Annotated in this window: 21 protein-coding genes, 1 pseudogene and 1 riboswitch; of the genes and pseudogenes, 12 read left to right on the top strand and 10 right to left on the bottom strand. The window is 63.4% G+C overall.

Translation table 11 applies throughout. The features are described 5' to 3' along the window. Positions 1–7: 7 nt before the first annotated feature. Positions 8–985: an alpha-ketoacid dehydrogenase subunit beta gene (locus OXG98_00835; GenBank protein MCY3770557.1), complete on the bottom strand. Its 978-nt coding sequence runs from the start codon at positions 983–985 to the stop codon at positions 8–10. Then, positions 982–1,968: a thiamine pyrophosphate-dependent dehydrogenase E1 component subunit alpha gene (locus OXG98_00830; protein ID MCY3770556.1), complete on the bottom strand. Its 987-nt coding sequence runs from the start codon at positions 1,966–1,968 to the stop codon at positions 982–984. The genes OXG98_00835 and OXG98_00830 overlap by 4 nt, the downstream gene beginning before the upstream one ends. Before the next feature lie 151 nt (positions 1,969–2,119). On the opposite strand from OXG98_00830, the gene OXG98_00825 reads away from it, so the two are divergent. Then, positions 2,120–2,905: a phytanoyl-CoA dioxygenase family protein gene (locus OXG98_00825; protein MCY3770555.1), complete on the top strand. Its 786-nt coding sequence runs from the start codon at positions 2,120–2,122 to the stop codon at positions 2,903–2,905. A gap of 84 nt (positions 2,906–2,989) precedes the next feature. After that, positions 2,990–3,832: a hypothetical protein gene (locus OXG98_00820; GenBank protein MCY3770554.1), complete on the top strand. Its 843-nt coding sequence runs from the start codon at positions 2,990–2,992 to the stop codon at positions 3,830–3,832. A 96-nt stretch (positions 3,833–3,928) separates the two neighbouring features. Here OXG98_00820 and OXG98_00815 read toward each other — a convergent pair whose 3' ends face one another. Beyond that, positions 3,929–4,153, bottom strand: a complete 225-nt coding sequence (locus tag OXG98_00815; protein MCY3770553.1) for a helix-turn-helix domain-containing protein — start codon at positions 4,151–4,153, stop codon at positions 3,929–3,931. A 279-nt stretch (positions 4,154–4,432) separates the two neighbouring features. Beyond that, positions 4,433–4,636: riboswitch (cobalamin riboswitch) on the top strand. A gap of 111 nt (positions 4,637–4,747) precedes the next feature. Here OXG98_00815 and OXG98_00810 point away from each other — a divergent pair. The 5 genes from OXG98_00810 (at position 4,748) to cbiB (ending at position 9,343) form a co-directional block, all read left to right on the top strand. Then, positions 4,748–5,533, top strand: coding sequence for a heme ABC transporter ATP-binding protein (locus OXG98_00810; GenBank protein MCY3770552.1), 786 nt, complete (start codon positions 4,748–4,750; stop codon positions 5,531–5,533). Positions 5,534–5,544: 11 nt separating this feature from the next. Continuing rightward, positions 5,545–6,561 (top strand): iron chelate uptake ABC transporter family permease subunit, encoded by a 1,017-nt coding sequence (locus OXG98_00805; protein MCY3770551.1) that lies wholly within the window; start codon positions 5,545–5,547, stop codon positions 6,559–6,561. 91 nt (positions 6,562–6,652) lie between these two features. Continuing rightward, a complete protein-coding gene (locus OXG98_00800; GenBank protein MCY3770550.1) occupies positions 6,653–7,216 on the top strand; it encodes a cob(I)yrinic acid a,c-diamide adenosyltransferase in 564 nt (187 codons plus the stop codon). A gap of 25 nt (positions 7,217–7,241) precedes the next feature. Then, complete coding sequence (locus OXG98_00795; GenBank protein ID MCY3770549.1) at positions 7,242–8,381, top strand: adenosylcobinamide amidohydrolase; 1,140 nt, start codon at positions 7,242–7,244, stop codon at positions 8,379–8,381. Beyond that, positions 8,372–9,343 (top strand): adenosylcobinamide-phosphate synthase CbiB, encoded by a 972-nt coding sequence (gene cbiB / locus OXG98_00790; GenBank protein ID MCY3770548.1) that lies wholly within the window; start codon positions 8,372–8,374, stop codon positions 9,341–9,343. Before OXG98_00795 ends, cbiB begins: the two co-directional genes overlap by 10 nt. A gap of 37 nt (positions 9,344–9,380) precedes the next feature. On the opposite strand, the gene OXG98_00785 is transcribed toward cbiB, so the two are convergent. From OXG98_00785 to OXG98_00765, 5 genes are all read right to left on the bottom strand, one after another. Continuing rightward, on the bottom strand, positions 9,381–9,938 hold the full coding sequence (locus OXG98_00785) for a DUF3365 domain-containing protein (protein ID MCY3770547.1): 558 nt from the start codon (positions 9,936–9,938) through the stop codon (positions 9,381–9,383). An 88-nt stretch (positions 9,939–10,026) separates the two neighbouring features. After that, positions 10,027–10,944, bottom strand: a complete 918-nt coding sequence (locus OXG98_00780; GenBank protein MCY3770546.1) for a TIGR04283 family arsenosugar biosynthesis glycosyltransferase — start codon at positions 10,942–10,944, stop codon at positions 10,027–10,029. Then, entirely contained in the window at positions 10,904–12,289 is a 1,386-nt protein-coding gene (locus tag OXG98_00775) for a histidinol-phosphate transaminase (protein ID MCY3770545.1), read from the bottom strand. Before OXG98_00775 ends, OXG98_00780 begins: the two co-directional genes overlap by 41 nt. An 83-nt stretch (positions 12,290–12,372) precedes the next feature. Further along, positions 12,373–14,646, bottom strand: coding sequence for a bifunctional (p)ppGpp synthetase/guanosine-3',5'-bis(diphosphate) 3'-pyrophosphohydrolase (locus OXG98_00770; protein MCY3770544.1), 2,274 nt, complete (start codon positions 14,644–14,646; stop codon positions 12,373–12,375). A gap of 177 nt (positions 14,647–14,823) precedes the next feature. After that, positions 14,824–15,999, bottom strand: a complete 1,176-nt coding sequence (locus OXG98_00765) for a DUF6051 family protein (protein ID MCY3770543.1) — start codon at positions 15,997–15,999, stop codon at positions 14,824–14,826. 62 nt (positions 16,000–16,061) lie between these two features. Between OXG98_00765 and OXG98_00760 the strand changes: the two genes are divergently transcribed. The 3 genes from OXG98_00760 (at position 16,062) to OXG98_00750 (ending at position 20,910) form a co-directional block, all read left to right on the top strand. Beyond that, complete coding sequence (locus OXG98_00760) at positions 16,062–18,002, top strand: hypothetical protein (GenBank protein MCY3770542.1); 1,941 nt, start codon at positions 16,062–16,064, stop codon at positions 18,000–18,002. 222 nt (positions 18,003–18,224) lie between these two features. Then, positions 18,225–19,961, top strand: a complete 1,737-nt coding sequence (locus tag OXG98_00755; GenBank protein MCY3770541.1) for a 2-oxoacid:acceptor oxidoreductase subunit alpha — start codon at positions 18,225–18,227, stop codon at positions 19,959–19,961. Next, positions 19,954–20,910, top strand: coding sequence for a 2-oxoacid:ferredoxin oxidoreductase subunit beta (locus OXG98_00750; protein MCY3770540.1), 957 nt, complete (start codon positions 19,954–19,956; stop codon positions 20,908–20,910). The genes OXG98_00755 and OXG98_00750 overlap by 8 nt, the downstream gene beginning before the upstream one ends. 182 nt (positions 20,911–21,092) lie before the next feature. On the opposite strand, the gene purU is transcribed toward OXG98_00750, so the two are convergent. Next, positions 21,093–21,950, bottom strand: a complete 858-nt coding sequence (purU, locus tag OXG98_00745) for a formyltetrahydrofolate deformylase (GenBank protein MCY3770539.1) — start codon at positions 21,948–21,950, stop codon at positions 21,093–21,095. Positions 21,951–22,284: 334 nt separating this feature from the next. Next, a pseudogene (locus OXG98_00740) lies at positions 22,285–22,524 on the bottom strand (ferredoxin family protein). A gap of 201 nt (positions 22,525–22,725) precedes the next feature. On the opposite strand from OXG98_00740, the gene OXG98_00735 reads away from it, so the two are divergent. Next, the gene (locus tag OXG98_00735) at positions 22,726–23,409 is read left to right on the top strand and encodes a methyltransferase domain-containing protein (protein MCY3770538.1); all 684 of its coding nucleotides are present in this window, start codon (positions 22,726–22,728) and stop codon (positions 23,407–23,409) included. Positions 23,410–23,429: 20 nt separating this feature from the next. Next, a complete protein-coding gene (locus OXG98_00730; GenBank protein MCY3770537.1) occupies positions 23,430–24,704 on the top strand; it encodes a hypothetical protein in 1,275 nt (424 codons plus the stop codon). Positions 24,705–24,713 lie beyond the last annotated feature (9 nt).

Raw genomic sequence — 24,713 nt, 5'->3', positions numbered from 1 at the left:
GGCATACCTATTCCGCGAGCAGATCGAGGACGGCCTGCCGGATTGACGCCCTGTCCGGAACAACGGCCTGCTCGAGCGAAGGACTGTAGGGCGTGGGCACGTGCGCCCCGTTCAGGCGCTTGATCGGCGCGTCGAGTTCGTCGAAGCCGTGTTCGGTCACATGAGCCGAAATCTCGGCGCCGATCCCGCAGGGCATGAAGGTCTCGTCCACGATGAGCAGCCTGCCGGTCTTCCGCACGGACGACAGGATAGTCTCCACGTCCAGGGGCGCCACGGTGCGCGGATCGATGATCTCCAGGGAAATCCCCTTGCCGGACAGTTCTTCCCCGATCTGACGGGCATGGTGGACCATGACGGTCAGCGCCACGACCGTGGCGTCGGTCCCCTCACGCACCACGGCGGCCTGTCCGAAAGGCACCCGGTGCTCGCCGTCCGGTACGGGTCCCTTCATGTTCAGCAGATGCCGGTGCTCCATGAATAAAACCGGGTCCTCGCTGCGCAGCGACGTGGCGAACAGGCCCTTCGCGTCCGCCGGATTGGACGGCAGCGCCACGCGGAACCCCGGGATATGGACGAAGAAGGGATAGTAGCTTCCGGAATGGTGGGTCGCCGCGGAGTGGCCGATGCCGATGCAGCCCCGAAGGATCATGGGCATCTTCAACCGGCCGCTGCTCATATACTGCATCTTGGAGGTCTGGTTGATCAACTCGCCTAGGCCGTCCAGAATGAAATCCGTGAACATGAAGTCCACGACGGGCCGGGTTCCGGTCATGGCCGCACCCGTGCACATCCCGATGAACCCCCGCTCGCAGATGGGCGTGTCGCAGAGCCGCAGGGGACCGTGTTTTTCGTAGAGACCGGCCGTGGTCTCGAAGTTGCCCCCGCGTTCGCCCGCGCCTTCGCCGACCACGAATATGGTGGGGTCCGCGTCCATGGCGCTGGCCAGGGCTTCGCGCGCGGCTTCCGTGAAGGTACGCTCGGTCATGTCGTCTCCCGGTACACGTGCCTGTCCGCCGTTCCGCCGTCGGGCCACGGACTGGCGGACGCTTCCCTTTCCGCTTCATCGACTTCCGCCCGGACATCGGACTCGATACGGTCCACGTCGGACTCCGTCATCGTTCCCTCCGACAGGATGCGGCTCCGAAATCTGGCGATGGGGTCTTTCTCCCGCCACGCCGCGATTTCCTCGTCCGTCCGATACACGCCGGTAAGGCCCATACCCTCGGCATGGGGCCGTGTCCGGTACGTCTTCGCTTCTAGCAGCGTCGGTCCTTCCCCAGCCCGGGCGCGTCGTATCGCCTCAGTGGCCGCCTCGTGCACGGCCAGTACGTCGTTGCCGTCGACTCCCACGCCCGGCATGCCGTAATTGGCCGCGCGCGAGGCCACGTCCGGGTTCCGGGAGGCGTAGGAAAAGGCGACCTCGGTCGCGTACAGGTTGTTTTCACAGACGAACAATACGGGAAGGTCGTAAATGGCGGCCAGGTTCAGGCCTTCGTGAAAGGCGCCGTTCCCCACGGCCCCGTCGCCGAAGAAGGCGACGCCCACCCCGCCGTTGTCCAGCAGCTTCGCACTGTATCCGGCACCGGCGGCCTGCAGGATGCATGGGCCTACGACTCCGCTGGTGCCCATAAGACCGATTTCGGGGGCGAAGAGATGCATGCTCCCGCCCCGTCCGTGAGAGATGCCGGTCTCCCGGCCGTACAGCTCGGCGATGAGCGCCGCCGGAGATACTCCTTTCGCCAGCGCGTGTCCATGGCCCCGGTGCGTGCTGAAGACCGCGTCTTCGTCCTTCAGGCCGGCGCATACCCCGGCGGCGACCGCTTCCTCTCCGACGTAGGTATGGCACGCGCCGTGTATCAGTCCGGCCATGAAGGACCGCGCCAGCCGTTCTTCCACGGTCCGGATCGTGAACATGTTCCGGTACAGCCATCGATACAGTTCGAACTGGTCTCCGCGTTCGACGGGCATAACCATCTCCGGCTAAAAAACTTGCCTGTTGCACATGGCCCTGTACATTGTCGAATGTCCTTAAAAAATACAGGCAGATCTTACCGCGGGGCAAGATCGATTTTCCCTCGCGGCGTGCCGTGTCCCGGCTTCATTCCGAAGGGAGACAGACATGGCTGCGGAACAGTCCGAAACGCACCGCGGGTTGACCGTGGATCAGGTCGGACGCTTCCACGACCAGGGGTTCCTGGTGGCCGGCAAGCTGCTGGACGACGATCACGTCACGGTCCTCAGGGCGGAGTATGACAGGTTGTTCGAAAATGCCCGCGAAAGCGGCCGGTACCGGAACCTGTCCATCGACGATACGGAGGACAAGGCGCGTAAGCGTAAAGCCCGGTCGCAGATGCTGCAGATCATGCAGATGTGCGAGCGGAGCATCGAGTTCAGGAAACTGCTGTACCACGAGCCCATCCTGGACATCGTGGAGTCCCTGTTGGGGCCGAACATCCAACTGTTTCACGACCAGGCGCTGTACAAGCCGCCCCGGCAGGGCGGTCCTGTCTTCTGGCACCAGGACAACGGCTACTGGCAATGCACCCCGGCTAACCTGGTGAGTTGCTGGCTCACCCTGGACGACGTGGACGTGTCGAACGGGGCCATGCACCTGATACCGGGGTCCCACCGGCACCTGGTTTCCCACGAACGGTCGGCCGAGACCGGCGCCCTCCTTGATCTGGGCGATCAGGCCGATTCGCAGAGGGCGACGGTAGTGGACCTGCCCGCGGGCGGCGTCATGTTCCACCACTGCCAGACGATGCACCATACCCCGGAGAACGTCACCGACCGGCCGCGCAGGGCCTTCGCCATCCACTACATGACGCCCGGCACGAAGCGGATGCGGGACGGGGAATACATCGATGTTTCTTTTTCACATCCCATGCTGCGGATGCGGGTGTAGGAATCGCGTTGCGCCCGGTCGCGTAAAGGGAATGCAGGTAGGCCGAGGTCGAACGTAAGGTGTGCGCATTGTAAGGAGATTTAAATGACGGAGAATCACCGGTGGGAGCCCCTCGGTCCCGACGTGGAGTCCATCCTGGCCGCCGAAAGCGATCCGCTCCTGGCCCTGTCGGAGGGCCGGATTCCCGCGATCATATGCCGGCAGGCCTATTCGCCCGCCCATTGCCAGGCCCTGATCGAGCGGTTTATCGATCGCGGGCTGATGCGGGATCCTGACGACGCGGAGGCCGCGGAAAAAGACAACCGTACGCGGATCGACATCGGCACGAGCCTGGCGAACCGGGGTTCCGACAAGGAGGCATTCCTGACTCACGCGGTCGGAACGCGCCTCCTGTACGAGACCCTGTTCAACGGGTATGACGATCCCGTGAAGCTACTGTACGGGGCGCTGGACACGCTCGCGGGAGAGAAGCGCGTCATGACCGCCCGGGAGCCGGACGGCCGCAAGTACGGCCCGGCCATCTTCCGCATCCACTACGGGGGGCATACCTACAAGCCCCACATCGACCACGTCACGCTCCGGGAAAAGCGGTTCGACTACGACGTGACCCGTTTCGGCCACCAGTTCGCCGGGGTCCTCTGCTTCCAGAACGCCCTGCACGAGGGTCGCAGCACCCAGGCCATCCTGCACCGGTGCATGTGGACGCCCGAGGTGCAGGAGTCCATCGCCACCGATACTTTCCCCGAATACGCCCGGCGCAACGGCGTCAGCAGCTACACCGTCGACCTCGAGCAGGGCGATCTCTATTTCTTCAACACCCGCCTCATCCACGAGGTCCCCGCCGTGGAGGGCGACCTGCCGCGCATCGTCCTGGCCACCTTCATCGGCTACTCCCCCGACGACCCGGAAGTCTACGTCTGGTCGTGAAGCGTTTTTGGTCATTCAGTTGTACAATTGTACAACTATCGCAGTTCCTCACGCCACGTCCAGAACCGTCTGGAGATTCTTCGACGCGATCACCATCTATGTTCGGGCGGCACCCGACGGGCGCCGCCGGCCTTGCTCCCAATCTTGCAACGTTCGAACCGATACACCTAACAAGCGGGCGAACTTAACCTGTGAAAGCCCCGCTTCCTTTCGAATCCCGATAACATCAGGCACATTGATTACGCGGCCGTGTTCACCTCGTTTGATTTCCTGAAGTCCTTCAAGAACCCCCTTGGCTACATCACGATCTATTTCATTCATCTTCCACCTCCTTGCGGATCTGGCGCAGGACATCAGTGGCGATGTTGTCCCTCACAGATTCCGAGTACTCATGATCGGTCAGGTATTCCCGAATAAAACGGGTAAAGAGCCTTGTCTCAATAAAGCTGTACATAGGGATAATATACGGCATTGCCGTAGGAGGTCAATAGGTCAAACCGCTACAACTGTTCTGTTGCCATGGTGTTTTTATTCTGTCAGATTCGACGACGGGTTACAAATTGCATTGCATAAATGAACGCAAATCGTAAATTAACAGGACAATCGAATACAGCCGCAGGTGGCGGTAAGCTCATACGCTGAAAAGGGAAGATGGTGCGAATCCATCACGGTCCCGCCACTGTGTTCGGGGACGAAACTCAAACTCGTCACTGCCGGTCAGGCTGAGTCCATGGACCGGCGGGAAGACTTGAGGAGTAGGACGATCCGTCAGTCAGGAGACCTGCCTGCACGCTGTGCGAACGCTTCTCCGTGAGCAGAGAGGCCGAGCGCGGATGCGCATGCCTGCCGTCCCGACCCAGCCCTTCCCTTGCGGAGCGGCTGGTTTTTTTTTTAGCCAGATGGGGACGGGGCAGCATGGAAACCGCCATCCGCGTAGAAAACCTCTCCTGTGGTTATGATCGTCGCCCGGTGCTGGAGGGCCTGTCGTTCGACCTGCGCCAGGGCGAGATGCTGGGGGTGATCGGGCCGAATGGATCGGGGAAAAGCACGTTGATACGCGCGCTCACGCGGATCCTGCCGCTGAGCCGGGGACGCATCGCGCTCTACGGGACGCCGCTTCAGGATTACACGGTCCGCGAGATCGCGCGCGAGGTCGCCGTCATTCCCCAGCAGACGCCCGTTACCTTCGCCTTCTCCTCGCTGGACGTCGTCATGATGGGCAGGACGCCCCACCTGAAGCGTTTCAGGAGAGAGGGCCCCGAAGACCTCGACATCGCCCTCGAAGCCATGAGGCGGACCGACTGCCTCGCGTTCAGAGATCGTCCCATACACGAACTGTCCGGAGGCGAAAGGCAGCGGGTCATCATCGCCCGGGCGCTGGCGCAGCAGCCGTCGATCCTTCTCCTGGACGAACCGACCTCTTTCCTGGATCTGAACCACCAGGTCGAGATATTCGATCTGCTCCGCCACGTGTGCGCCCGTGACGGGCTCGCCGTGCTGTGCGTGTCCCACGATCTCAATCTCTCGTCAGAATACTGCCACAGGCTGATGATGCTGAAAGAAGGGCGTATCTACACCGACGGTCCGCCCGAGCACATCCTTACCCAGGGACACATCAAGGCGGTCTTCGAGACCGATGTGACCGTCATAAAAAGCCCCTATTCGGGTTCGCCGCAGATCATCCTGAAACCGGGAGACTGACCGGCTTGACGATGAAACGACCCTTCATACTGGTCTTGACGGCCGTAATCCTCTTCGCCGCCTGTGTATTCTCCATGGGGGTGGGCGCCGTGTATATCCCGGCCGGCGCCGTGCTGCAGGTGCTGGCGGATCACCTGTGGCCAGGTGGCACGCTCGAGACGGCGAAGACGGCGACGGACACGATCGTCTGGGAGATCCGCCTGCCGAGAACCCTCCTGGCGGTGCTTGTAGGGGCCGCCCTGGCCAGTTCGGGCGGGGTGATGCAGGGCTTCTTTCAGAATCCCATGGCCGATCCCTATATCATGGGCATATCGGCCGGCGCCGCGCTGGGCGCCACGGTCGCGGTCACCCTGGACTTGCAGTTCTGGATGTTCGGGCTGAACGCCGTATCCATCGCGGCGTTCCTCTGCGGACTGGCCGTGACCATGGTGGTGTACGCCTTTTCCCGCCGGGGAGGCCGCGTGGCTTCGACCACCCTGCTTCTGACCGGCATCGCCATCGGCGCTATGGCGACTTCCTTCACGTCCTACATGCTCGTGATGGGCGGCGAGAACCAGCGCCAGTTGCTCTTCTGGCTCATGGGCAGCCTGTCCGCCAGGCGATGGGACCACGTCTGGATGCTTCTGCCCTACGCAGCGGTGGGTCTGGCCGTCGTGCTCGTATACGCGCGGGAACTGAACGTGCTGCTGCTGGGGGATGAGCAGGCGTCCCAGCTGGGCGTGCACGTCGAACGGGTCAAACTGATCCTGCTGACGGCTGCCGCCTGCCTCGCCGCCGCCGCGGTATCGGTGAGCGGCATCATCGGTTTCGTCGGCCTGCTGGCGCCGCACATGGTCCGGCTGATCGTGGGACCCGACTACCGCATCCTGACGCCCATGGCCGCGCTGGCTGGCGCTCTGCTGCTGGTGCTGGCCGACCTGGTCGCCCGGACAGCCATGGCTCCGGCCGAAATGCCCATTGGCATCCTGACCACGTTGCTCGGGGCCCCGTTCTTCCTGTACCTGCTGCACCGGCAACGCCGGGTCTGAATCGGCTGCGCCGGGTCTGAATCGGCTGCGCCGGATTGAACCGGCAACGCCTTCTTTAGCGACTACGCCGCACCTGAACCAAGGAGATCGCATGCCCAGGCTTACAAAGATCTATACCCGCAAAGGCGACGACGGGACCACCGCCCTTGGAAGCCGGCAGCGCGTACCCAAGGAATCACCCAGGGTGTCGAGCTACGGCACCGTGGACGAGCTCAACTCCGTCATCGGTATCGCACTGGCGCACGGACTGACGCCCCGGCTGGCCAGCACGCTTCCGGTCATCCAGAACGAGCTGTTTCACCTGGGATCGGACCTGTGCTTCACCGAAGAGGACAAGGTGAAGTACCAGATCCCGCTGATCGAAGCGCGGCACGTCGAGAAACTCGAGGCGATCATCGACGAACTGAATCCCATCGTCGGACGGCTCGAGAACTTCATCCTTCCCGGTGGGTGCCCGGGCGCCGCGTACCTGCATCTGGCACGAACCGTCTGCCGGCGTGCGGAACGGGACGTGGCCGCCCTGTCCCGTGACGAGGCGATCGGGGAGTACGTACTGGCCTACCTGAACCGGCTTTCCGACCTGCTCTTCGTCATGTCGCGGTATGAAAACAAGGAACGGGGCGTCGAGGAACCGCTTTGGGACAGCAGGCTGTAGGGTTGAATCGCATTCGGAGGTGAATGTGGAAGAAACGCTCGACCAACACGAGCACTACGTACTCAGAAGGGATGGGCGATTCCTCGTTGTGGATCTTCAGACGCCCCACCAGGTGCTGAGCACCTCCGCCCGCAGCGGCGGAATGGCCGACGGAGTCCGTTTCCTCGTAAACCACCAGAGCGTCGAGGGCCAGGGCCACCTGGAGCGTTTCGAATGGATGATGGAAATCGGCGAGACGGGATACCATCACCACGTTTGTGAAGAGCTTGGACTGGAACCGGAAGCCGTCGCGATGATGGGCACGGCCGCGAACATGAACTATGCCGCCCGGATCGTGGAGACCTTCGCGGAACTGCGCGTGTGCGCCGTCGTGACCGCCGGGGTCGAGGGAAACGCCGGATGCGCGGGCGATCCCGCGAACTGGCATGAAACGGAATCCGGGCAGATGGAGAGACATTCCCACGAGAGACATCCCCACGACGGTACGATCAACACGATGCTGCTCGTCAACTGGCCGCTTACCCCCGGCGCCATGGCGCGCGCGGTCGTCACCATGACGGAGGGCAAGTCGGCGGCCCTCCGGGACCTGGCCGTTTCAAGCCGGTACTCCCGGGACCTGGCGACCGGGACGGGCACGGACCAGTACTGTATCGCCGCGCCCCTGGACGACGCGAAACGGCCCAAGGCCAGGGCGGGCCACCACGCGAAACTGGGCGAATTGATCGGCAGGTCCGTCCGCAGGGCGACCATGGAAGCGCTTCGATGGCAGAACGGACTGGAAGCATCGAGCACTCGGAGCCTCTATCACGCTTTGAGACGATACGGGTTTAAAGCGGAACTGTTTCTGCCCGCCATGAAAAGCCGCCTGGAAACCGACGAGTTCGCGTTCCTGGACAAAAACATCCGGTCGGTCGTCCACGACCCGGGCGTTTCGGCCGCCGCGTACGCCTTTGCGGCGGTATGGGACCGGCTGAGACACGGGACGCTTTCTACTGAACTGGCCGCCCCGTTACTGCGACAGCAGGCGGCGGTCCTGGCGTCCTCGGTCGCGGCGAAACCGGAGGCCTGGCCGACCTGTTACGAAAAGCTTGTCGTACATGAAGACGCGTTGCTGGACACCGTTTACGACGCAATCGCCCTGGGATGGCGTCTGAAATGGACCTGACGGTACTTGCGCCGGATCCCGTTCTGCTCCTCTGCGCGGTGGTACTGGATGGCATCCTGGGAGATCCGGTCTACCGGTGGCACCCGGTGCGCCTGATGGGCCACACGCTAACGGGAATGGAGCGCGTGCTCCGCCGGACCGGACTGGATGGGTACGCCGGCGGATGCATGCTGTTCCTGGCGCTCTCCGCTTTCTGGATCGGCGTCAGCGCGGCGCTGGCCCTCGTGCTGAACGACCAGCATCCAATCCTGAACGGCGTCTTCCAGGTCTTCGTGATTTACAGCATGGTGGCGCTCAGGGATCTGTGCCGCCACGGCATGGCCATCGAGCGCGCCGGGGACCTGGAAGGCGCGCGCCGGGCCGTGTCCATGCTGGTCGGCCGGGATACGTCCGCCATGGACGCCGCGGCCTGCCGTCGGGCGGGCATGGAAAGCCTGAGCGAGAACGCGGTGGACGGGTTCATTGCGCCGCTGTTCTGGTATGCCCTGCTGGGGTTGCCGGGCATCGTGCTCTACAAGGTGATCAGCACGATGGATTCCATGGTGGGGTACCGGACGCCCCGGTATGCGCGCTTCGGTTGGTGCGGGGCGCGGCTGGATGATCTGTTCAATCTCATACCCGCCAGGCTCACCTGTTTGCTGATGGCGGGGGTAGCGTTTCTCCTGCCCGGATATTCGGGCCGCAAGGCCCTGGTGGTGGGTTGGCGGCAGCATGCGCTGGTTCCGGGTCCGAATTCAGGCTGGAGCGAAGCGGCGGCGGCAGGCGCCGTGCAGCGGCGATTGGTCGGACCGGTCCGGCAGGACGGCAAGTTGGTCACGGAGATCTGGATAGGCGACGAAAACGATCCGGAAGGCGGCCAGGCCGGCGACCTGCTCCGCATGTGCGTACTGGTCGTGGTTACCTGTTTGGTTGCGATCATCCTCGCGGCGCTCGTCCTGGCTGCCGGAACAAGCGGTCCTTGAACCGGTCGACCGAATCCCTAACGCATCTTCACCCGCACTATCGCAAGGGGATTCGAATGACCACGCCGCCCATCGTCTCGCCAAGTACGAAGTCGTTCCTCGGGCTGTCCGGGTGCGTGTTATGGCACGTTACACAGGCCGGTGAATCCGCTATATCCGCATAGACGGCAGTGAAGTATTCGACACCGTCCAGCGTTTCTCGACCATAAAATGGCCTTGACTGGTCTCTGGCCACGCTGTCCAGACCGGCTGCCTCCAGTTCGGACCTGGGTCCATTGTCTTTGTTTACAGGCCACTTGGAAAGCAACGAATAACTGAACGTATCGGTGTTCTTCGAAACGAGTTCGGCCCCCATGCGGAACATCTGGGCCGGAAGCGGCAAGGACCCGTCTTCCATCCAGTGCTCGCTCGTATTGATAACCGCCTCTTCGGTCTCCAGATGATGGGCGACCTGGCTTGCGTAAACCGTTCTGTCGGCCTCCATGACCGCGTGCAGTGCATCCGCCATGACCTGCGCATGAACCATGGGTTCCTCGGACTCGCTTCCGCATCCTCCGACCAGCAGCAGCACCAATAAGAAAGACGTTCTGTTCACGTGATCCTCCCGTGTGTTGGATTCCACATGCGGCCTCGGACCGGACCGTTCCGTCGCGGAGATCGCCAGATTGCAGGGACTGAAACCGTCACCTGACCACCCCGTAGAACCGTGCCAGGAACCTGGGCGGGACGAAAAGGGTATAGAGCAGGCGCAGGAGCCAGGTCAGCAGCAGCGTGCGCACCGGTCCGCGGCGTTCCCAGCGCCGCGCGGATGTCAGCACGGCTTCGTCGATCCAGTCCAGCCCGCCGGCGTTCTTCAGCCGGTCGGCGAACCGGGCGTCTTCGAAGACCGGAATACCCGGAAATCCTCCCACGGCTTCGAACGCCTCCCGCGTGGTATAGATCGCCTGGTCGCCGTAGGTAATGCCCAGAAAGCGCGACCGGAAATTGGTGCCCCGCGCGATCCATCGGTATATCCCCTTTGCATGGGCGATGTCGAAACGGAACCGTCCTCCCGTTTTGCCGCGCCCGAAGATCGATTCGGTCACGAGCTCCCGCCAGCGAACCGGAAGCCTGGTATCGGAGTGAAGAAACAGCAGCACGTCTCCTGACGAGGCCGCGGCGCCCGCGTTCATCTGGATCGCTCTGCCCCGTATGCTGGACTCGATGAGCCTTGCCCCCGGCCACGACCGGACGATCTCCGGCGTGCCGTCGTCGCTTCCGCCGTCCACGACGATGATCTCCAGGGATGCCGTTCCATCCGGGCGGTCCGTACTTTCACGGTGCCCCCGGCCGCCGTGTACGCCCGATCCGTCCTGTCCGACCGGTCCATCCGATTCGCCGGGTATGCTCGATCCATCCAAGTCGCATGCGAACTGGTCCAGGCAGGCTGTGATCGTCGTGGCTTCGTTGAGCGTGGGGATGATGATGCTGATCCTGGGGTCCCCGGCGCGATACTCATCCCCGTGCCCGGGCGTGCCATGGTCGGGCAGAGGCAGAGATGCCGGGGTCGATGAGGCTGGCTTAGCCGAGGGTCCGTTCCAATGCCCAGACGAAGGCTTCATTTTCTTCCCTCGAACCCGTCGAAACGCGGATGTGGTTCGGTGAGTCCCATTGGCCGGCGCCCGCGCGGATCATGACCCGCCTGGACCATAATTGGCGTACGATGCCTTGCGTCTCCCGGTCGAAGTCGGCCCAGAGAAAACACGCGTGGCTGGGTATGACCCGGGCGCCGAGCCGCTCTAGCTCGGCGGTCAGGTAGTCGTTCCCGTCCCATACGGCCTGCCGGGACCGCCTGACGTGCTCCCCGTCGCCCAGGGCCGCGGCGGCCGCGTGGACGGACAGGACGTTTCGGCCCAGGAGGCCTATGGAGAATGGCGCCAGCTGATAGATCACGTCGCGGTGGGCGACAGCGTAACCGACACGGATGCCCCCAAGACCGTACACCTTGGAGAACGTCCGGAGCACGATCACGTTTTCCCGCTCCTTGGCGACGGAGATGAAGTCCCGGTATCCCGGGTCGCGGACGAAATGGACGTAGACCTCGTCTATGGCCACGAGGACGTGCGGGGGCACCCGGTCGATGAAATCCAGGATCTGTTGGTGGGGCAGCAGGGCCCCGGTGGGGTTGTGGGGGTTGCAGATGATGACCAGGCCGGTGCGGTCGCCGATCCGTTTGCTTATGTCTTGGAGATCGTGGTTCCCGTCCGGAAGGACGGGCGACTTGTGCGCCTGTACCTCGTGCCCCGCGTCGCGGAGTTCGTCGCCGACGCGCGTGATCTGGCCGTAGGAAGGGTGGGCTTCCACGACTTCGCCGTGTTTCACCAGGGCCTGCAGGGCCAGGATCTGGAGCAGTTCGGTCGTTCCCACGCCCAGCATCACCCCGTGGCGGTCGCCGGTGGCCTTGAAATCGAAGCCCGACGGGCGGGGGATGTCCAGGCCGTGGTGCCGGATGATCGCCTGCTGCAGGGTGGTCGTGTAGTCGTACCGGTTCATCCAGTCCTGGTGCCTCAGCACGGCTTCTATGGCTGCGGGAGAGGCGCCCAGGGGATTCTCGTTGAAGGCCAGCCGTACCCGGCCCGGCTCGACCCCGACGCTCTGTACGTCCGCGGGCCTGCGGCCCGAAAGCTGTGCCGCGACCGATTCGGGAGCATGCGGTCCGCCTGGTCTGCCCGGTCCGCCTGGTCCGCCCGGTCCGCTTGGTCCCGCTGCCAGGGCGGCCGGTTCCGCCAGCCCCGCCGTCAGGGCGGCCGCGCCCGCCAGTCCGCCCAGGCCGCCCCGGAGGAAGTCCCTCCGAGATACCGGATCGTCCCCGTTGAATTCGTCCGGCGGGTACTCGTCCGACGGGAATTCGTTCGGGTGGTCCTGCAAGGGATGTTCGGAGTCGTCAGGTCTGTTCGGGAAAGGCACGCGGTTGATCCATCGAAATAGTGATCGCGGACGAAAAACTCTGAAGAAAACGCTCAGAACGGACGGCCCGTTGCGGACCGGGATCAATTGCCGGGATCCTGCTCGAGATGATCGAAGACGTCTTCCGACACGCCGCCGTGTCTCACGCCCGTTTCCCGCTCCACCCGGTCCACGCCCTTGATCTTGTTGATACGGACGATCAGGCGTTCCAGCTGGTTGAGATGCTCCACCTCGATGCCGAAATTGCCGTCCGCCAGCCCGTCCGTCGTGTCCATCGCGGCGTGGGTGATGTTGATGCCGGCCTCGGTGATCGTCCTGGATATCTCGCCCAGCAGGCCGGGCCGGTCGTTGCCGTAGATGCGCAGCCCAACGACGAAGAACTGGTCCTTCTCCACGTCCCAGTGCACCTCGAGGCGCCGTTCCAGGTCGTCCACGATGTTCGCGCATTCCTTGTTATGCACCGTCACGCCGCGCCCGCGAGTGATGAAGCCGATGATGGGATCTCCCGGGACCGGCTGGCAGCACTGCGCGAAGCGGATCATCAGGTTGTCGATGCCCGTGACCTTGACCCCGCCGCGGGACCGGCGCATCCGGTCCACGAACCGGGTCAGTACCGACTCTTTTGGGGGTTCTTCTTCGGCGGCGGGTTCTTCGGGAAGCAGTCTCTGGGCGACCTGGGCGGCCGAATACTCACCGCGCCCGATCGCGGCGTAGAGCCGGCTCGCGTCTGACAGCCCGTACTCCTTCGCGAGAGCCTCCAGCTCGTCGCCCACCTTGCGCTTGACCTTGAGCCGCTTCAATTCCCGGTCCAGCAGGTCTTCGCCCAGGCTGATGCTCTGTTCCAGCGTGGCCTTTCTGAACCATGCCCGGATCTTGGACGAAGCCTTGGTCGTCTTGACGATATCCAGCCAGTACGAACTCGGCGTCTGGTGGGGGGAAGTGAAAACGGTGACCGTGTCGCCGTTGTTCAGCTTCCCGGCCAGCGGCGCGATGTTGCCGTTCACCTTCGCTCCGCTGCAGTGGAGTCCGATATCGGTGTGAATGGCGAAGGCGAAGTCCAGCACGCTCGCGCCCTGCGGCAGCTCCTTGAGATCCCCGCGCGGGGTGAATACGAAGATGGCGTCGTCGTACAGGTCCATGCGGAGGTAATTCATGAATTCCTTCGGATCGGTCATGTCGGTCTGCCAGTCCAGCGCCTGGCTGAGCCAGTCTTCCCGGTCCCCGTCCTGCCGAGCCTGGCCGTGCTGGGCCTCTTCCCGCCCTTCCTTGTAGAGCCAGTGGGCGGCGATCCCCACTTCGGCGATCCGGTCCATTTCCCGCGTGCGGATCTGGATCTCGGCCGTTTCCCCGTTGGACGCGATGATCGTGGTGTGCAGGGACTGGTACATGTTCATCTTGGGGCGGGATACGTAGTCTTTAAAGCGGTCGAAGATGGGGGTGTAGAGGGTATGGATGATCCCGAGCGCGTGGTAGCAGTTGGGCACCGTGTCGGTCACGACGCGAAGCGCCAGGAGGTCGTAGATCTCCTCGAAAGGACGGTTGCGGCGCTGCATCTTCGTGTAGATGCTGTGGAAATGCTTCGCCCGGCCGTTCACCGTGGCGTCGATGCCCGCGTCCTTCAGGGCCTTGACGATGGGCTGGCGGATCTCGTCGATCAGCTTTTCCCGCTCTGCCCGTTTCTGGTCCAGTTTACTCGCGAGATCGCGGTAGACTTCAGGCGAGAGGTATTTCAGGCTCAGGTCTTCCAGTTCCGATTTGATCTTGGCCATGCCGAACCGGTGGGCGAGGGGGGCGTAGATCTCGCGGGTTTCGAGGGAAATGCGCTGCTGTTTTTCGTCTTCCAGGAAGGACAGGGTTCGCATGTTGTGGAGCCGGTCCGCGAGTTTGATGAGGATGACCCGTACGTCCTTCGCCATGGATACGAGCATCTTGCGGAAATATTCGGCCTGGAGTTCCTCCTGGCTTCTGAAGGACAGCCCGGTGATCTTCGTTACGCCGTTCACCAGGACGGCCACTTCCTCGCCGAATTCCGCGGCCAGTTGCTCGATGGACACGTCTTCCACGTCTTCCACGACGTCGTGCAACAGGCCCGCCGCGATGGTCACGGCGTCCAGCTGCAGGCCGATCAGCGTGAGTACGACCTGCGTGCAGTGCACCATGAAGGGCTCGCCCGACTTGCGTACCTGTCCGGCGTGGTGCAGGGTGCTGAAGTGGTAGGCCCGTTCGATGAGGTCCAGCTGGGCTTCCAGCGCTTCGTCGGAATCGATCTCCGGATGGGAAATGGCGTATTGTTCCAGCAGTACCTGGACCGGAACGATCGCGAAGCTCGTAAGGGCGTTTTCAACCGTGGCAGTCATCGGGATACTCGCCCGGCCAGCCGAAAGGCGGCCTGAAGTCGCTTGACAGGGCCATGGGCCGATTTACACTACTTGCTGTCCTCTTCAGTCATCCGGTGTGCAATGCGTGTGTAACATCGGCTATTTACAATAGGTTACCTTAGTATCTTAATAGATAAGAAGCGCGAAGGGCCGTTGTCAAGCCGGATTTGGTCCGCCGGGGAACAGGAAGGCCGATACCTCGCGGATGAAACGGTCGAAGGCGTCCCGGTAGTCCGGGCCGATGTGGTGGACGTTCCGGACGTTCCTGATCAGGGTCCGGGTCTCCGGGTCGCTCCGGTCGTAGACGGCGGGCAGCGGATCTCCCGTGGTAAAGGGAAACTCGTGCACGCCCAGGTCCAGTCGCAGGACGGGCGACGGGTGCAGGTTCCAGGCCGCCTGTTCGGCGGATATGACCCGGTCGGAGGGATTGACCACGACCAGCAGCCGGTCCCGCATGGCCTTCAGGCGCTCCGCCAGCCCGTCGCCGTGGAACAGCACCTCCGCGAGCCAGCGGCCGGGCGCATCGGCCGGTTCCCCGCGACGGCCATCGACCGCGCCGTCCGGGAAAGACCGGCCCCGAAGGTACGCCGACAGGCGCTTCGCGGCCGCATCGTCCATGATGAACAGGCTTCCGGGCCGGATGCCGTCGAGGGGAGCGCCGGAAGCGAAGAGCGCGGTGCGGCAGTCGGAAAACCGGCCGCCGGGATCGGCCAGCAACAGGACCAGGGCCAGGTAGCCGCCGGCCGAGTAACCCAGAAAACGCGGGCGCGCCCCTGCCCGGCAGGATTCGTGGTCGCCCGCTTCAATCCGCGCGGCCAGGTCCACGGCGTCGAAATAGGACTGCAGGCCGCCGAGCAGGTAGCGTTCGGGCGACCGGCACAGCCGTTCGCTTATGCGGCCGTTGAAGGGACTCGTCCGCCCGTTGCCGTCCATGGCGGCGCGTTGCGCGGCGATCCGGGTCTGGTCCTGCGTGCGCCAGAGGTCGGAACGCCTCCCCACGTGGAAGGACAGGGGGAAGAGGATGACGGGGATGCCGAGCCGCAGGGCGAAACTGCAGGCCCAGGGCAGCATCCTGGCATAACTGCCCTCGTTCAGCCCGTGGAAGATGACGAGGACTTCGTCCCCGCCGCCGGCGGGCAGGTCGACCGGTTCCACCATGAGGTAGTTGAAGCCGCGGTTTTCCGGGATGTCCCGGTCTTCCGGCAGCAGCAGGCCGGTCCAGCGGGAATCGAACCTTGGGCGGCGCAACCGGCAGCGTCCGTCGTCCACGGGATCGCCGCCCGTCCGGTACAGCCTGTTCAGCGTATCGGGCTCGTATACATTTCCGGACATCAAAAACCGTCTCCTCAAGGTCTGTCCGGCACGCAGAAGACCCGAATCCCGACTAACCGAACATGCGACAAGAAAACCCCCGCCGCGTGACCCCCCGCTCGATCCTGATCGGGATCGTCCTGGCCGTTTTCATCAGCCTCTGGATCCCGTACAACGTCTGGGTCGTACGGGGGACCTTCATGGATTTCGAGCACGTCTCCGCGTCCCTGATGGCGCCCTTCCTGTTCTTCGTCATCGTCGTAAACGGCCTGCTGCGCAAGTACCGGCCGGTCTCGACGTTCAGCACTTCGGAACTGCTCGTCATTCTGACCTTCGGCCTGATCGCGTCCACCGTGCCGTCCCACGCCTTCATGAGCTACTTCATCGGCGTGATTACCACGCCATACTATTTTGCGTCGCCCGAAAACCAGTGGGTAGAGGTTTTCTTTCAATACCTTCCGGCCTGGCTGCTGGTCGACCCCGCCGACCAGACCGTACGATGGTTCTACGAAGGGCTGCCCGCCTACGCCCGGTTCCCGTGGCGCCCCTGGATCGTCCCGCTCTTCTGGTGGGGCACGTTCTTCCTCGCCCTGTTCTTCGCGGGGTCCTGCCTGGTGGTGATCCTGCGCAAACAGTGGATCGTCCACGAAAAGCTCAGCTTCCCGCTGGCCCAGGTCCTCTCCCGGGTCATCGAGGATCCCGGCGGCCGCTCGTTCCTGCCGTCCTTCATGCGGGGACGGCTCTTCTGGATCGGGTTTTCCCTGCCGCTGGGCGTGATCGGCTGGAACATGGTGGACTACTTCACCCCCGTGGGCGTGATCCCCATCGGACAGCCCTACGCGACGGACCTCGTCATCGGCCACCTCTTCCCCGCCATCAAGATCAAGGTCAACATCTACCTGTTCTGCTTCGCGCTCTTTTCCCCGGTGGACATCCTGTTCAGCATCTGGGTCTTCCACCTGTTCGCCATCCTCGAATCGGGCGGCATGAACGCGGTCGGCCTGCTCGAAACCGGGGCTTCGCCGGACGCCGCGGTGCGGCTGCAGGAGATCGGCGCCCTGATCGTCTTCGTGCTCTGGGGGTTCTGGATCGCCCGGCGCCACCTGTGGGACGTGGTGCGGAAGGCCCTGGGCCGGGCGCCGGAAGTGGACGATTCCGGCGAGTTCTTTTCTTATCGGGCGGCCGTCCTGGGTGTGCTGCTGGGCGTGGCCTACATGGCGGCCTTCCTGCACATGGCCGGCATGGATCTCGTCATCATGGTGCCTTTCCTGCTGCTGCTGTTCATCTTCTACGTCGGCGTGGCCCGGATCGTGGCGGAAACCGGCCTGGTCGCCCTCGACCTCCCCATGAACTCCCACGAGTTCCTCATACGCGGGGTGGGCTCCTCCGGCATCGATCCGTCGTCCCTTACGGCCTTCGGCCTGAGCAATGCCTTCGCCCGCAACTGGAAGACCTTTACCATGGTCTCCGTTTCGCATATCACCCGGTTAGGGGACCGGGTCTGGACCGACAAGAAACTGATGTTCGCCGTGATCTGCGGGGCCTTTGCCCTGGCGTTCCTGGTCGGTGTCGCCTATACCGTCTATTCCGGATACGAGACCGTCGGCGCGTCGCAGTTCGACCAGTGGGCCTTCACCACGGGGAACATCCACTTTTTCGAGAGCGTCAAGATATGGATCCAGAACCCGACCCGGATGTCGGCCATGGAAACGGCCTGGTTCTTCCTGGGGGGATTCCTCATGATGGCGCTGATCTTCCTCCGCTACAAGTTTCCGGGATGGCCGCTGCATCCCGTGGGACTTATGATCGCGCGGGGCGTGGCGATAGACAACGGGGCGTTCACCCTCTTCCTGGCCTGGGCGGTCAAGGTCCTGTTGCTCCGCTCCGGCGGCATAAGCCTGTTCCGGCGCGCCCAGCCGCTGATCATGGGGATGCTGGTCGGGTTCTGCACAGGACTGGTCCTGTCCAACCTCGTGGACATCATATGGTTTCCGGGACAGGGCCACCGGATACACGGCTGGTAGCTGCCGTGTGTCCCGTTGTCCGGTGCGAAGGGCCCGCCCCGCCGGCAGCCGCCCCCGGACCACCCACGAGGAGCCCGCCGGAGGTCCAGCGTACAGATAAGTGCGAATAGGTAAAGATGTTACGATTCCGTAACGATTAGAATTGACTTTCGGGTGTTCAACCCTGTATAATCAAATGATTTTGCCGAATCCGCCGGATGGACGGATGTGAAGGGCCGTTTGATGGATCAACTGGATCTGACCATACGCATTGCCGGAGAGAACGGCGAAGGCGTGCTTACCGTCGGCGACGTGCTGGCCGAAGCGCTGGCCCGGTCGGGTCTCTATATCTATACCTTCAAGAACCTCCCGGCCGAGATCAAGGGCGGGGCCTCCATGACCCAGGTCAGGGTGCAGGACACGCCGGTCCGTTCGCCCGGCGACGCGCTCGACATCCTGATGGTCTGGAACCAGGAGAATTACGACATTCACGTGGGCGAGGTCAAGCCCACCGGCGTCGTTATATACGATCCGGACGAATGCGAGGCGGACGAAAGCCTGGCGCTGACCCAGATCGGCGTGCCGCTCCAGAAGATCACGAAGACCGTCATCAAGACGATGAAGTCGAAGAACGTGCTGGCCTTCGGGATCCTGACCGTTTGCCTGGGCATTCCCTTCGATTCGGCGAAGCAGATGGTGGCCGAAAGCCGGTGGGGCCGCCGTAAGGAGTTTCTCGAGTCCAACATAAACGCGCTGAAGCAGGCCTATGTATACGTGGACGAAAACGGCATCGACCTGGGTCTGCGGGTTGCCGTCGAGCGCAAGAACGGCCATGCCCAGCTGATCATGACGGGAAACGACGCGCTGTGCATGGGCGCGCTGGCCGCTGGATGCCGGTATTACGCGGGCTATCCCATCACGCCCGCCAGCGACGTGATGGAGACGCTGGCGAAAGCGATGCCCCGGGTGGGCGGCGTCCTGATGCAGACCGAAGACGAGATCGCGGCCATTACCGCCTCCATCGGGGCTTCCTTCACGGGTGCGAAGGTCATGACCGCCACGGCGGGCCCGGGGCTGTCCCTCATGGTCGAGGCGCTCGGCCTGGCCACCATGGAAGAGATCCCTCTCGTGGTCGTCGACGTCCAGCGCGGCGGACCGAGTACCGGCATGCCCACCAAGACGGAGCAGTCGGACCTGAACCTGGCCATTCACGGCGCGCACGGAGAGGCGCCCCGCATCGTGATCGCGGCCACCAACACCGAGGATTGTTTCTACACGGCGGTCAAGGCCTTCAATCTCGCGGAGAAATACCAGACTCCGGTCATCCTGCTCAGCGACCAGCATCTTTCGCAGCGGGCGCAGGTCATGTCCCGCCCCGATCTGAGCCGGATCGAGATCGTCGAACGTAAGCAGCCCGAACTGAACGGCGAGGTCTCCCCGCAGGAATTCGACCGGTACGAGATGACGGACGACTACGTTTCTCCCATGCCCCTGCCGGGCCGTCATGGCCAGCACTACGTGGCGACGGGCCTGGAACACGACGAGCACGCCCACATCGACTACTCGCCCGAAGCCCATATCCGCATGACGGAAAAACGGCATCAGAAAATCGAGTCCGCCGTGAACGAACCCGGATTCGTGCAGCGGTACGGCGCGGAGGACGCCCAGTTGGGCCTGATCGGCTGGGGATCGTCGGAGGGTCCCATTCTGGAAGCCCTGGACCGGACCCTGGCGAAGGGGTACAAGGTGGCCGCCCTGATTTTCAAGATGCTGCATCCCCTGCCGGAAAAAGAAGCGCGCGCCTTCATCGAGTCCATCCCGGTGGTCTCGGTGGTGGAACTGAACGCCAGCGGCCAGTTCGCGAATTACCTGCAGGGCCGTCTCGCCGTTTCGCTGCAGCGGTTCAACATCATAACGGGATTGCCCTTCAAGGCGGGTGAAATCGAGGAGTACATCGAAGGAGTGCTACAGTATGGCTGAAGTCCGTACGGCCGACACCGCCAAAACCAAGGCGCCCGAGCGGACCGAACAGGCTGACGGAGCAACACAACCGGTCAAGCGCACGCTCAAGGATTACCGCAGCGAAGTCAAGCCGACGTGGTGCCCCGGATGCGGAGATTTCGGCGTGCTTGCCGCGCTGCAGCGCGCCCTCGCCGAACGCAACCTGGATCCCAGGGACGTGGTCATCGTATCGGGTATCGGCTGTTCCGGCCGGTTGCCCGAATTCGTCAACGCCTACGGCCTGCACGTGGTCCACGGCCGCGCGCTGCCCGCGGCCCAGGGCGTCAAGGCGGCAAATCCCGACCTGACGGTCATCGCCGTCGGCGGCGACGGCGACGGGTTCGCCATCGGCGGCGGCCACGTGCCCCATGCCGTGCGCCGCAACCAGGACATCACCTACATCGTGATGGACAACCAGGTCTACGGACTGACCAAGGGCCAGCCGTCACCCAGCACGCCCCCGGGGATGCAGGCGCTGCGGCGCAGCGTGTCCATGCCCAAGATGGCGCCCTACGAAGGAGTGCTGGAAGGCCAGTTGAACATTCTGGCCATGGTGATCGTGTACGGTTGCAGTTTCGTCGCGCGCACCTTCTCGAGCCAGGCGACGGAAATGGCGAAGATCATCGGCCAGGGGCTCGATCATCCCGGGTTCGGCTTCGTCCACGCCATGAGTCCCTGCCCCACCTTCTACAACACCTACGACCCCTGGAAGGAGTCCTTCATGCCGCTGCCGGACGGCTGGAACACCGGCGACCGGATCAAGGCGATCGACATGGCCATGGAAGAGGTGGGCGAGGGGGTTTTCCACAGCGGCGTGTTCTTCCAGGACGAATACCGTACCTATACCGACAAGCTGCAGGACGTGTACGCCAAGGCCTACGGCACGGAGCAGGCGACCATTGACGCCCTGATGGACCAGTACGCCTGAGCCGGCAGCTCCCCATTCTGCCCCAAGCCTGTCGACCCGCGCTAACACTCCCGCTCCTTCCCGGCGGCGCTCGACCCGCGCTTAACACTCCCGCGCTCAATTTAGCCGCTCACCCCGGGATTCACACCCCCGCTTTTCCAAAGCCGCTAGACCCGGCCGGTCTTCGCTTTCAATCCGTATATTCATCGAAACACGACGGTACGGCGTCCGTTGATCAGGACCCGGCGCTGGATATGGTAGAGCACGGCCCGCGCGAGCACGATGCGTTCGATGTCGTGTCCCACGGCCGTCAGTTCCGCCGGCGACATGCGGTGGGTCACCGCTTCCACGTCCTGCTCGATGATCGGACCCTCGTCGAGGTCGGCCGTCACGTAATGGGCGGTTGCGCCGATCAGCTTCACGCCGCGCCGGTGCGCCTGGTGGTAGGGGCGGGTGCCCTTGAATCCGGGCAGGAAGGAGTGGTGGATGTTGATGATGCGTCCCGCCATCCGCGCGCAGACCTCGGGGCCGAGGATGCGCATGTACCGGGCCAGTACGACGAAGTCGATATTGTTTTCCTCGATTTCGTCGATCAGGCGTTCCTCCTGCTCCTCCTTGTTCTCGGGCGTAATCGGAAGATGCAGAAAGTCGATGGCCGATTCCTTCGCCAGTTGTTCGGCGTCCGTGTGGTTGGAGATGATCAGGGGAGTATCCAGCCGAAGCTTGTCCATGCGCGTGCGATTCAGCAGGTCCAGCAGGCAGTGCAGTTCCCGCGACACCATGATCAGGGCACGGGGCCGGGTGTCGTCGGCCGACAGGTCCCACTGCATCTCCAGCTCTTCCGCCAGGGGCGCGAAGGTCCGCCACAGGGATCCCAGGGTTACCGGACCGCCGAAATGCACGCGCATGAAGAACCGCTCGCTGTACGGATCGATGTACGTATCACTTTCGATGACGTGGCAGCCCTGCTCCGCCAGCCAGCGGGTCACCGTGTAGATCAATCCGGTGCGCTTTGGACAGGACAGGGCCAGCAGGAAGTTCTTTACGGTGCGTGCCTTCATGAATGGAGACCGTTACCGTGGGTTTACGGGGGTGGCTTTGTGCTGCTTTACGTGCCTGGGGATATAATATTCGACAAAGTAGTCTGAGATGGCGCCGGCCGGCGCCCCGGGCCGTGCACGGCAGAACCGATATGTGGCATATCCGTTTTCGGCCCCGCACGGTCCCGGCCGTACCGCGATCCTCTTCGGTGGGAATCGATCGATGGTGTAGAAAGCTGGAAGGCGGCCTTCCGCCGGGCCCGGCTGCGCCGGTGCGTCGGCCGAATAGCCCGGGACTGCCCGAACTGCCCTGACCGCCCGGGCAGCGGCGAGCGCCCTGCCCGGAGACCTGTCAGTCGTTGAAGAAGTCCGCGTTGATCTGGATGTATTCCTGCCATTCGTCCGGGGTGTCTTCTTCGGCAAAAATGGCCTCGACCGGACATTCGGGCTCGCAGGCGCCGCAGTCTATGCACTCTTCAGGATCGATGTACAGCATGCGTTCACCGTCCTTGGTGTGAATGCAGTCCACCGGGCATACATCGACACAGCCCTTGTCCATTACGTCAATGCATGGCTCTGCGATAATGTAGGTCATACGAGTCTCCTCGCTTAACATGCCATCTTGAAACAACCGGCTTTGCGGATGCGTCGAAACAGTACGAAGCAGTATCGGTCAAAACGGAGCCGGGCAGCGGTTCCGTCGCCAAAATACCGTAACATAATAGTCCGGCCGGCACGCCGTGTCAAGCCTGAATTCGATTGACCGCGGGGTCGATCCCCGTTAAGTTCAAAGGCCATGCCACCGTTCGCCGCACCCGCCGAGCTGGCCCGCCGTTACGACGTCTGTCTCAAGTCCATAGCCATTGGCAAGTGGGTGAACCTGGACATTCTGGCGGTGCGCGATCCCGATGTGCTCATCGACGAAATCGACCCGGAATGCTACGATGAAGACGAACGCCTGCCCTATTGGGCTGAAATCTGGCCCTCGGCGATCGGGCTGGGCCGGCACCTCTTCGAGTACCCCGCTCCTGCCGGATCGGAGATTCTCGAACTGGGCTGCGGCATCGGCGTGGCCGGCATCGCGGCGGCCGCGGCCGGCCTGGCGGTCACCGCGTGCGATTACGAGGAAGACGCCCTGGCCTTCGCCCGGCACAATGCCCGTATGAATCGCCTGGAAGAACGCGTGTCCTTCCGCTTCCTGGACTGGAGAAACCCGGATCTCGACCGCAGGTACGCCATTGTAATCGGTTCGGACATCCTGTACGAAAGGCCGAATCACGAACCGATCCAGCGGTTGCTGAGCGACGCGCTGGAACCGGGGGGCATGTTCCTCGCGAGCGATCCGGACCGCCGGGCGGCCGTCCCCTTCGTCGAATCCATGATCGCCCGGGGATACCGCCACAGCACGCAGCCTCGAAGGATCAAGTTCGAAGGGAACGACAACAGGATCATCGTTCACCGGTTTCTGAAAGAGGCCTGAACCCCTGACCCGGATCGGATATGAAAGAAACCATCGCCCAGTTGCCGGAGGAAGTCCGGGAGCGGCTGCGCCAGGCCGGGCGCCTCGCCGATGAATCGGGACTGGACCTGTATCTGGTCGGCGGGACCGTGCGGGATATGCTCCTGGGCCGTTCCAGGACGGACATAGACCTGGTGGTGGACGGGGACGGGATGGGATTCGCCGGCCGCCTGGCCCGCGGGGTCGGAGGCCGCTGCACGCCCCATTCCCGGTTCCTGACGGCCACCGTGGATCTGCCCGAAGGGAACAGCCTGGACGTGGCCACGGCCCGCGGCGAGACCTATGAACGCCCGGGCGCGTTGCCCCGGGTGGCGCCCGCGTCGATGGACGTCGACCTGGCGCGCCGCGACTTTACCATCAATGCCATGGCGGTCTCGTTGAACGGGCGAAGCTTCGGCGAACTGGTCGATCCCTTCAACGGCCGGGACGACCTGCGGAAGCGCCTGGTCCGCATCCTCCACGACCGGAGCTTTGTCGATGACCCGACCCGGCTTTTCCGGGCGATCCGGTTCGAACAGCGCCTGCGGTTCAGGCTGGAGCGCGGGACGGCGCACAGTTTTCGGGAAGCGGTCTCGGACGGTATGATCGAGAGCCTTTCCGGTCCCAGGCTGCTGGAGCAGTTGAGGCTGATCTGCGTCGAACCCGATCCTTGGCCCGTATTCAACCGGCTGGGACGACTCGACGCGCTCAAGGCCATCCACCCCGCCCTCGCGTCCGACGATGGGCTGGAATCGCTGGTCCGGGAGATCAGCCAGTCCGTCGACCTGGCGTCTTCCACGTATGACGGCTGGTGGATCCTGTACCTGGTCGCGCTGTTCAGGCCCCGCCGGGCGGAAACCCTGGAAGGCGTCGTGGACCGGCTGAAGCCCAACCGGCGGCTCCGGAAGGCCATCGAAGACATGTCCCGCTGGTCCTCCGTCGAGCAGGCCGTCGAATCGGACCGGATCGACACGCCCGCGGACTTCTGCCGCGCGGTCCGGACGATCTCGGAGGACACGATGCTGTTCCTTACCCTGACCCATCCGGACGACGCGCTGCGACGGCGTTGCGAGTCCTACTACCGCCACCACCGGCATATGCGCCTGTCCATCGACGGAGGAACGCTCAAGGAGCTGGAAATCCCCGAGGGTCCGGCATACGGCCGGATCCTGGACGAAGTCCTTTCGATGAAGATAAACGGCGAAATCGGGACCGCGGAGGAGGAACGCCGTGCGGCGCGGGAAATCTGGTCGCGCCGGAACCATATCTCGACCTGAACGGACCCG

It is taken from the genome of Gemmatimonadota bacterium, from assembly GCA_026706345.1.
In the GTDB taxonomy this organism is placed as follows: domain Bacteria; phylum JAAXHH01; class JAAXHH01; order JAAXHH01; family JAAXHH01; genus JAAXHH01.
The sequence above is the reverse complement of the archived record's forward strand: the minus strand, read 5'-3'. Positions and strand labels throughout refer to the sequence as shown.

Excerpts from the sequence above, each read along its gene's own strand:
- OXG98_00805 (MCY3770551.1), top strand. The coding sequence starts at position 5,545 with ATGAAACGACCCTTCATACTGGTCTTGACGGCCGTAATCCTCTTCGCC.
- OXG98_00825 (MCY3770555.1), top strand. The coding sequence starts at position 2,120 with ATGGCTGCGGAACAGTCCGAAACGCACCGCGGGTTGACCGTGGATCAG.
- purU (MCY3770539.1), bottom strand. The coding sequence starts at position 21,950 with ATGAAGGCACGCACCGTAAAGAACTTCCTGCTGGCCCTGTCCTGTCCA.
- OXG98_00755 (MCY3770541.1), top strand. The coding sequence starts at position 18,225 with ATGGATCAACTGGATCTGACCATACGCATTGCCGGAGAGAACGGCGAA.
- OXG98_00800 (MCY3770550.1), top strand. The coding sequence starts at position 6,653 with ATGCCCAGGCTTACAAAGATCTATACCCGCAAAGGCGACGACGGGACC.
- OXG98_00735 (MCY3770538.1), top strand. The coding sequence starts at position 22,726 with ATGCCACCGTTCGCCGCACCCGCCGAGCTGGCCCGCCGTTACGACGTC.
- OXG98_00765 (MCY3770543.1), bottom strand. The coding sequence starts at position 15,999 with ATGTCCGGAAATGTATACGAGCCCGATACGCTGAACAGGCTGTACCGG.
- OXG98_00760 (MCY3770542.1), top strand. The coding sequence starts at position 16,062 with ATGCGACAAGAAAACCCCCGCCGCGTGACCCCCCGCTCGATCCTGATC.
- OXG98_00835 (MCY3770557.1), bottom strand. The coding sequence starts at position 985 with ATGACCGAGCGTACCTTCACGGAAGCCGCGCGCGAAGCCCTGGCCAGC.
- OXG98_00820 (MCY3770554.1), top strand. The coding sequence starts at position 2,990 with ATGACGGAGAATCACCGGTGGGAGCCCCTCGGTCCCGACGTGGAGTCC.
- OXG98_00750 (MCY3770540.1), top strand. The coding sequence starts at position 19,954 with ATGGCTGAAGTCCGTACGGCCGACACCGCCAAAACCAAGGCGCCCGAG.
- OXG98_00780 (MCY3770546.1), bottom strand. The coding sequence starts at position 10,944 with ATGAAGCCTTCGTCTGGGCATTGGAACGGACCCTCGGCTAAGCCAGCC.
- OXG98_00815 (MCY3770553.1), bottom strand. The coding sequence starts at position 4,153 with ATGAATGAAATAGATCGTGATGTAGCCAAGGGGGTTCTTGAAGGACTT.
- OXG98_00770 (MCY3770544.1), bottom strand. The coding sequence starts at position 14,646 with ATGACTGCCACGGTTGAAAACGCCCTTACGAGCTTCGCGATCGTTCCG.
- OXG98_00830 (MCY3770556.1), bottom strand. The coding sequence starts at position 1,968 with ATGCCCGTCGAACGCGGAGACCAGTTCGAACTGTATCGATGGCTGTAC.
- OXG98_00810 (MCY3770552.1), top strand. The coding sequence starts at position 4,748 with ATGGAAACCGCCATCCGCGTAGAAAACCTCTCCTGTGGTTATGATCGT.
- OXG98_00730 (MCY3770537.1), top strand. The coding sequence starts at position 23,430 with ATGAAAGAAACCATCGCCCAGTTGCCGGAGGAAGTCCGGGAGCGGCTG.
- cbiB (MCY3770548.1), top strand. The coding sequence starts at position 8,372 with ATGGACCTGACGGTACTTGCGCCGGATCCCGTTCTGCTCCTCTGCGCG.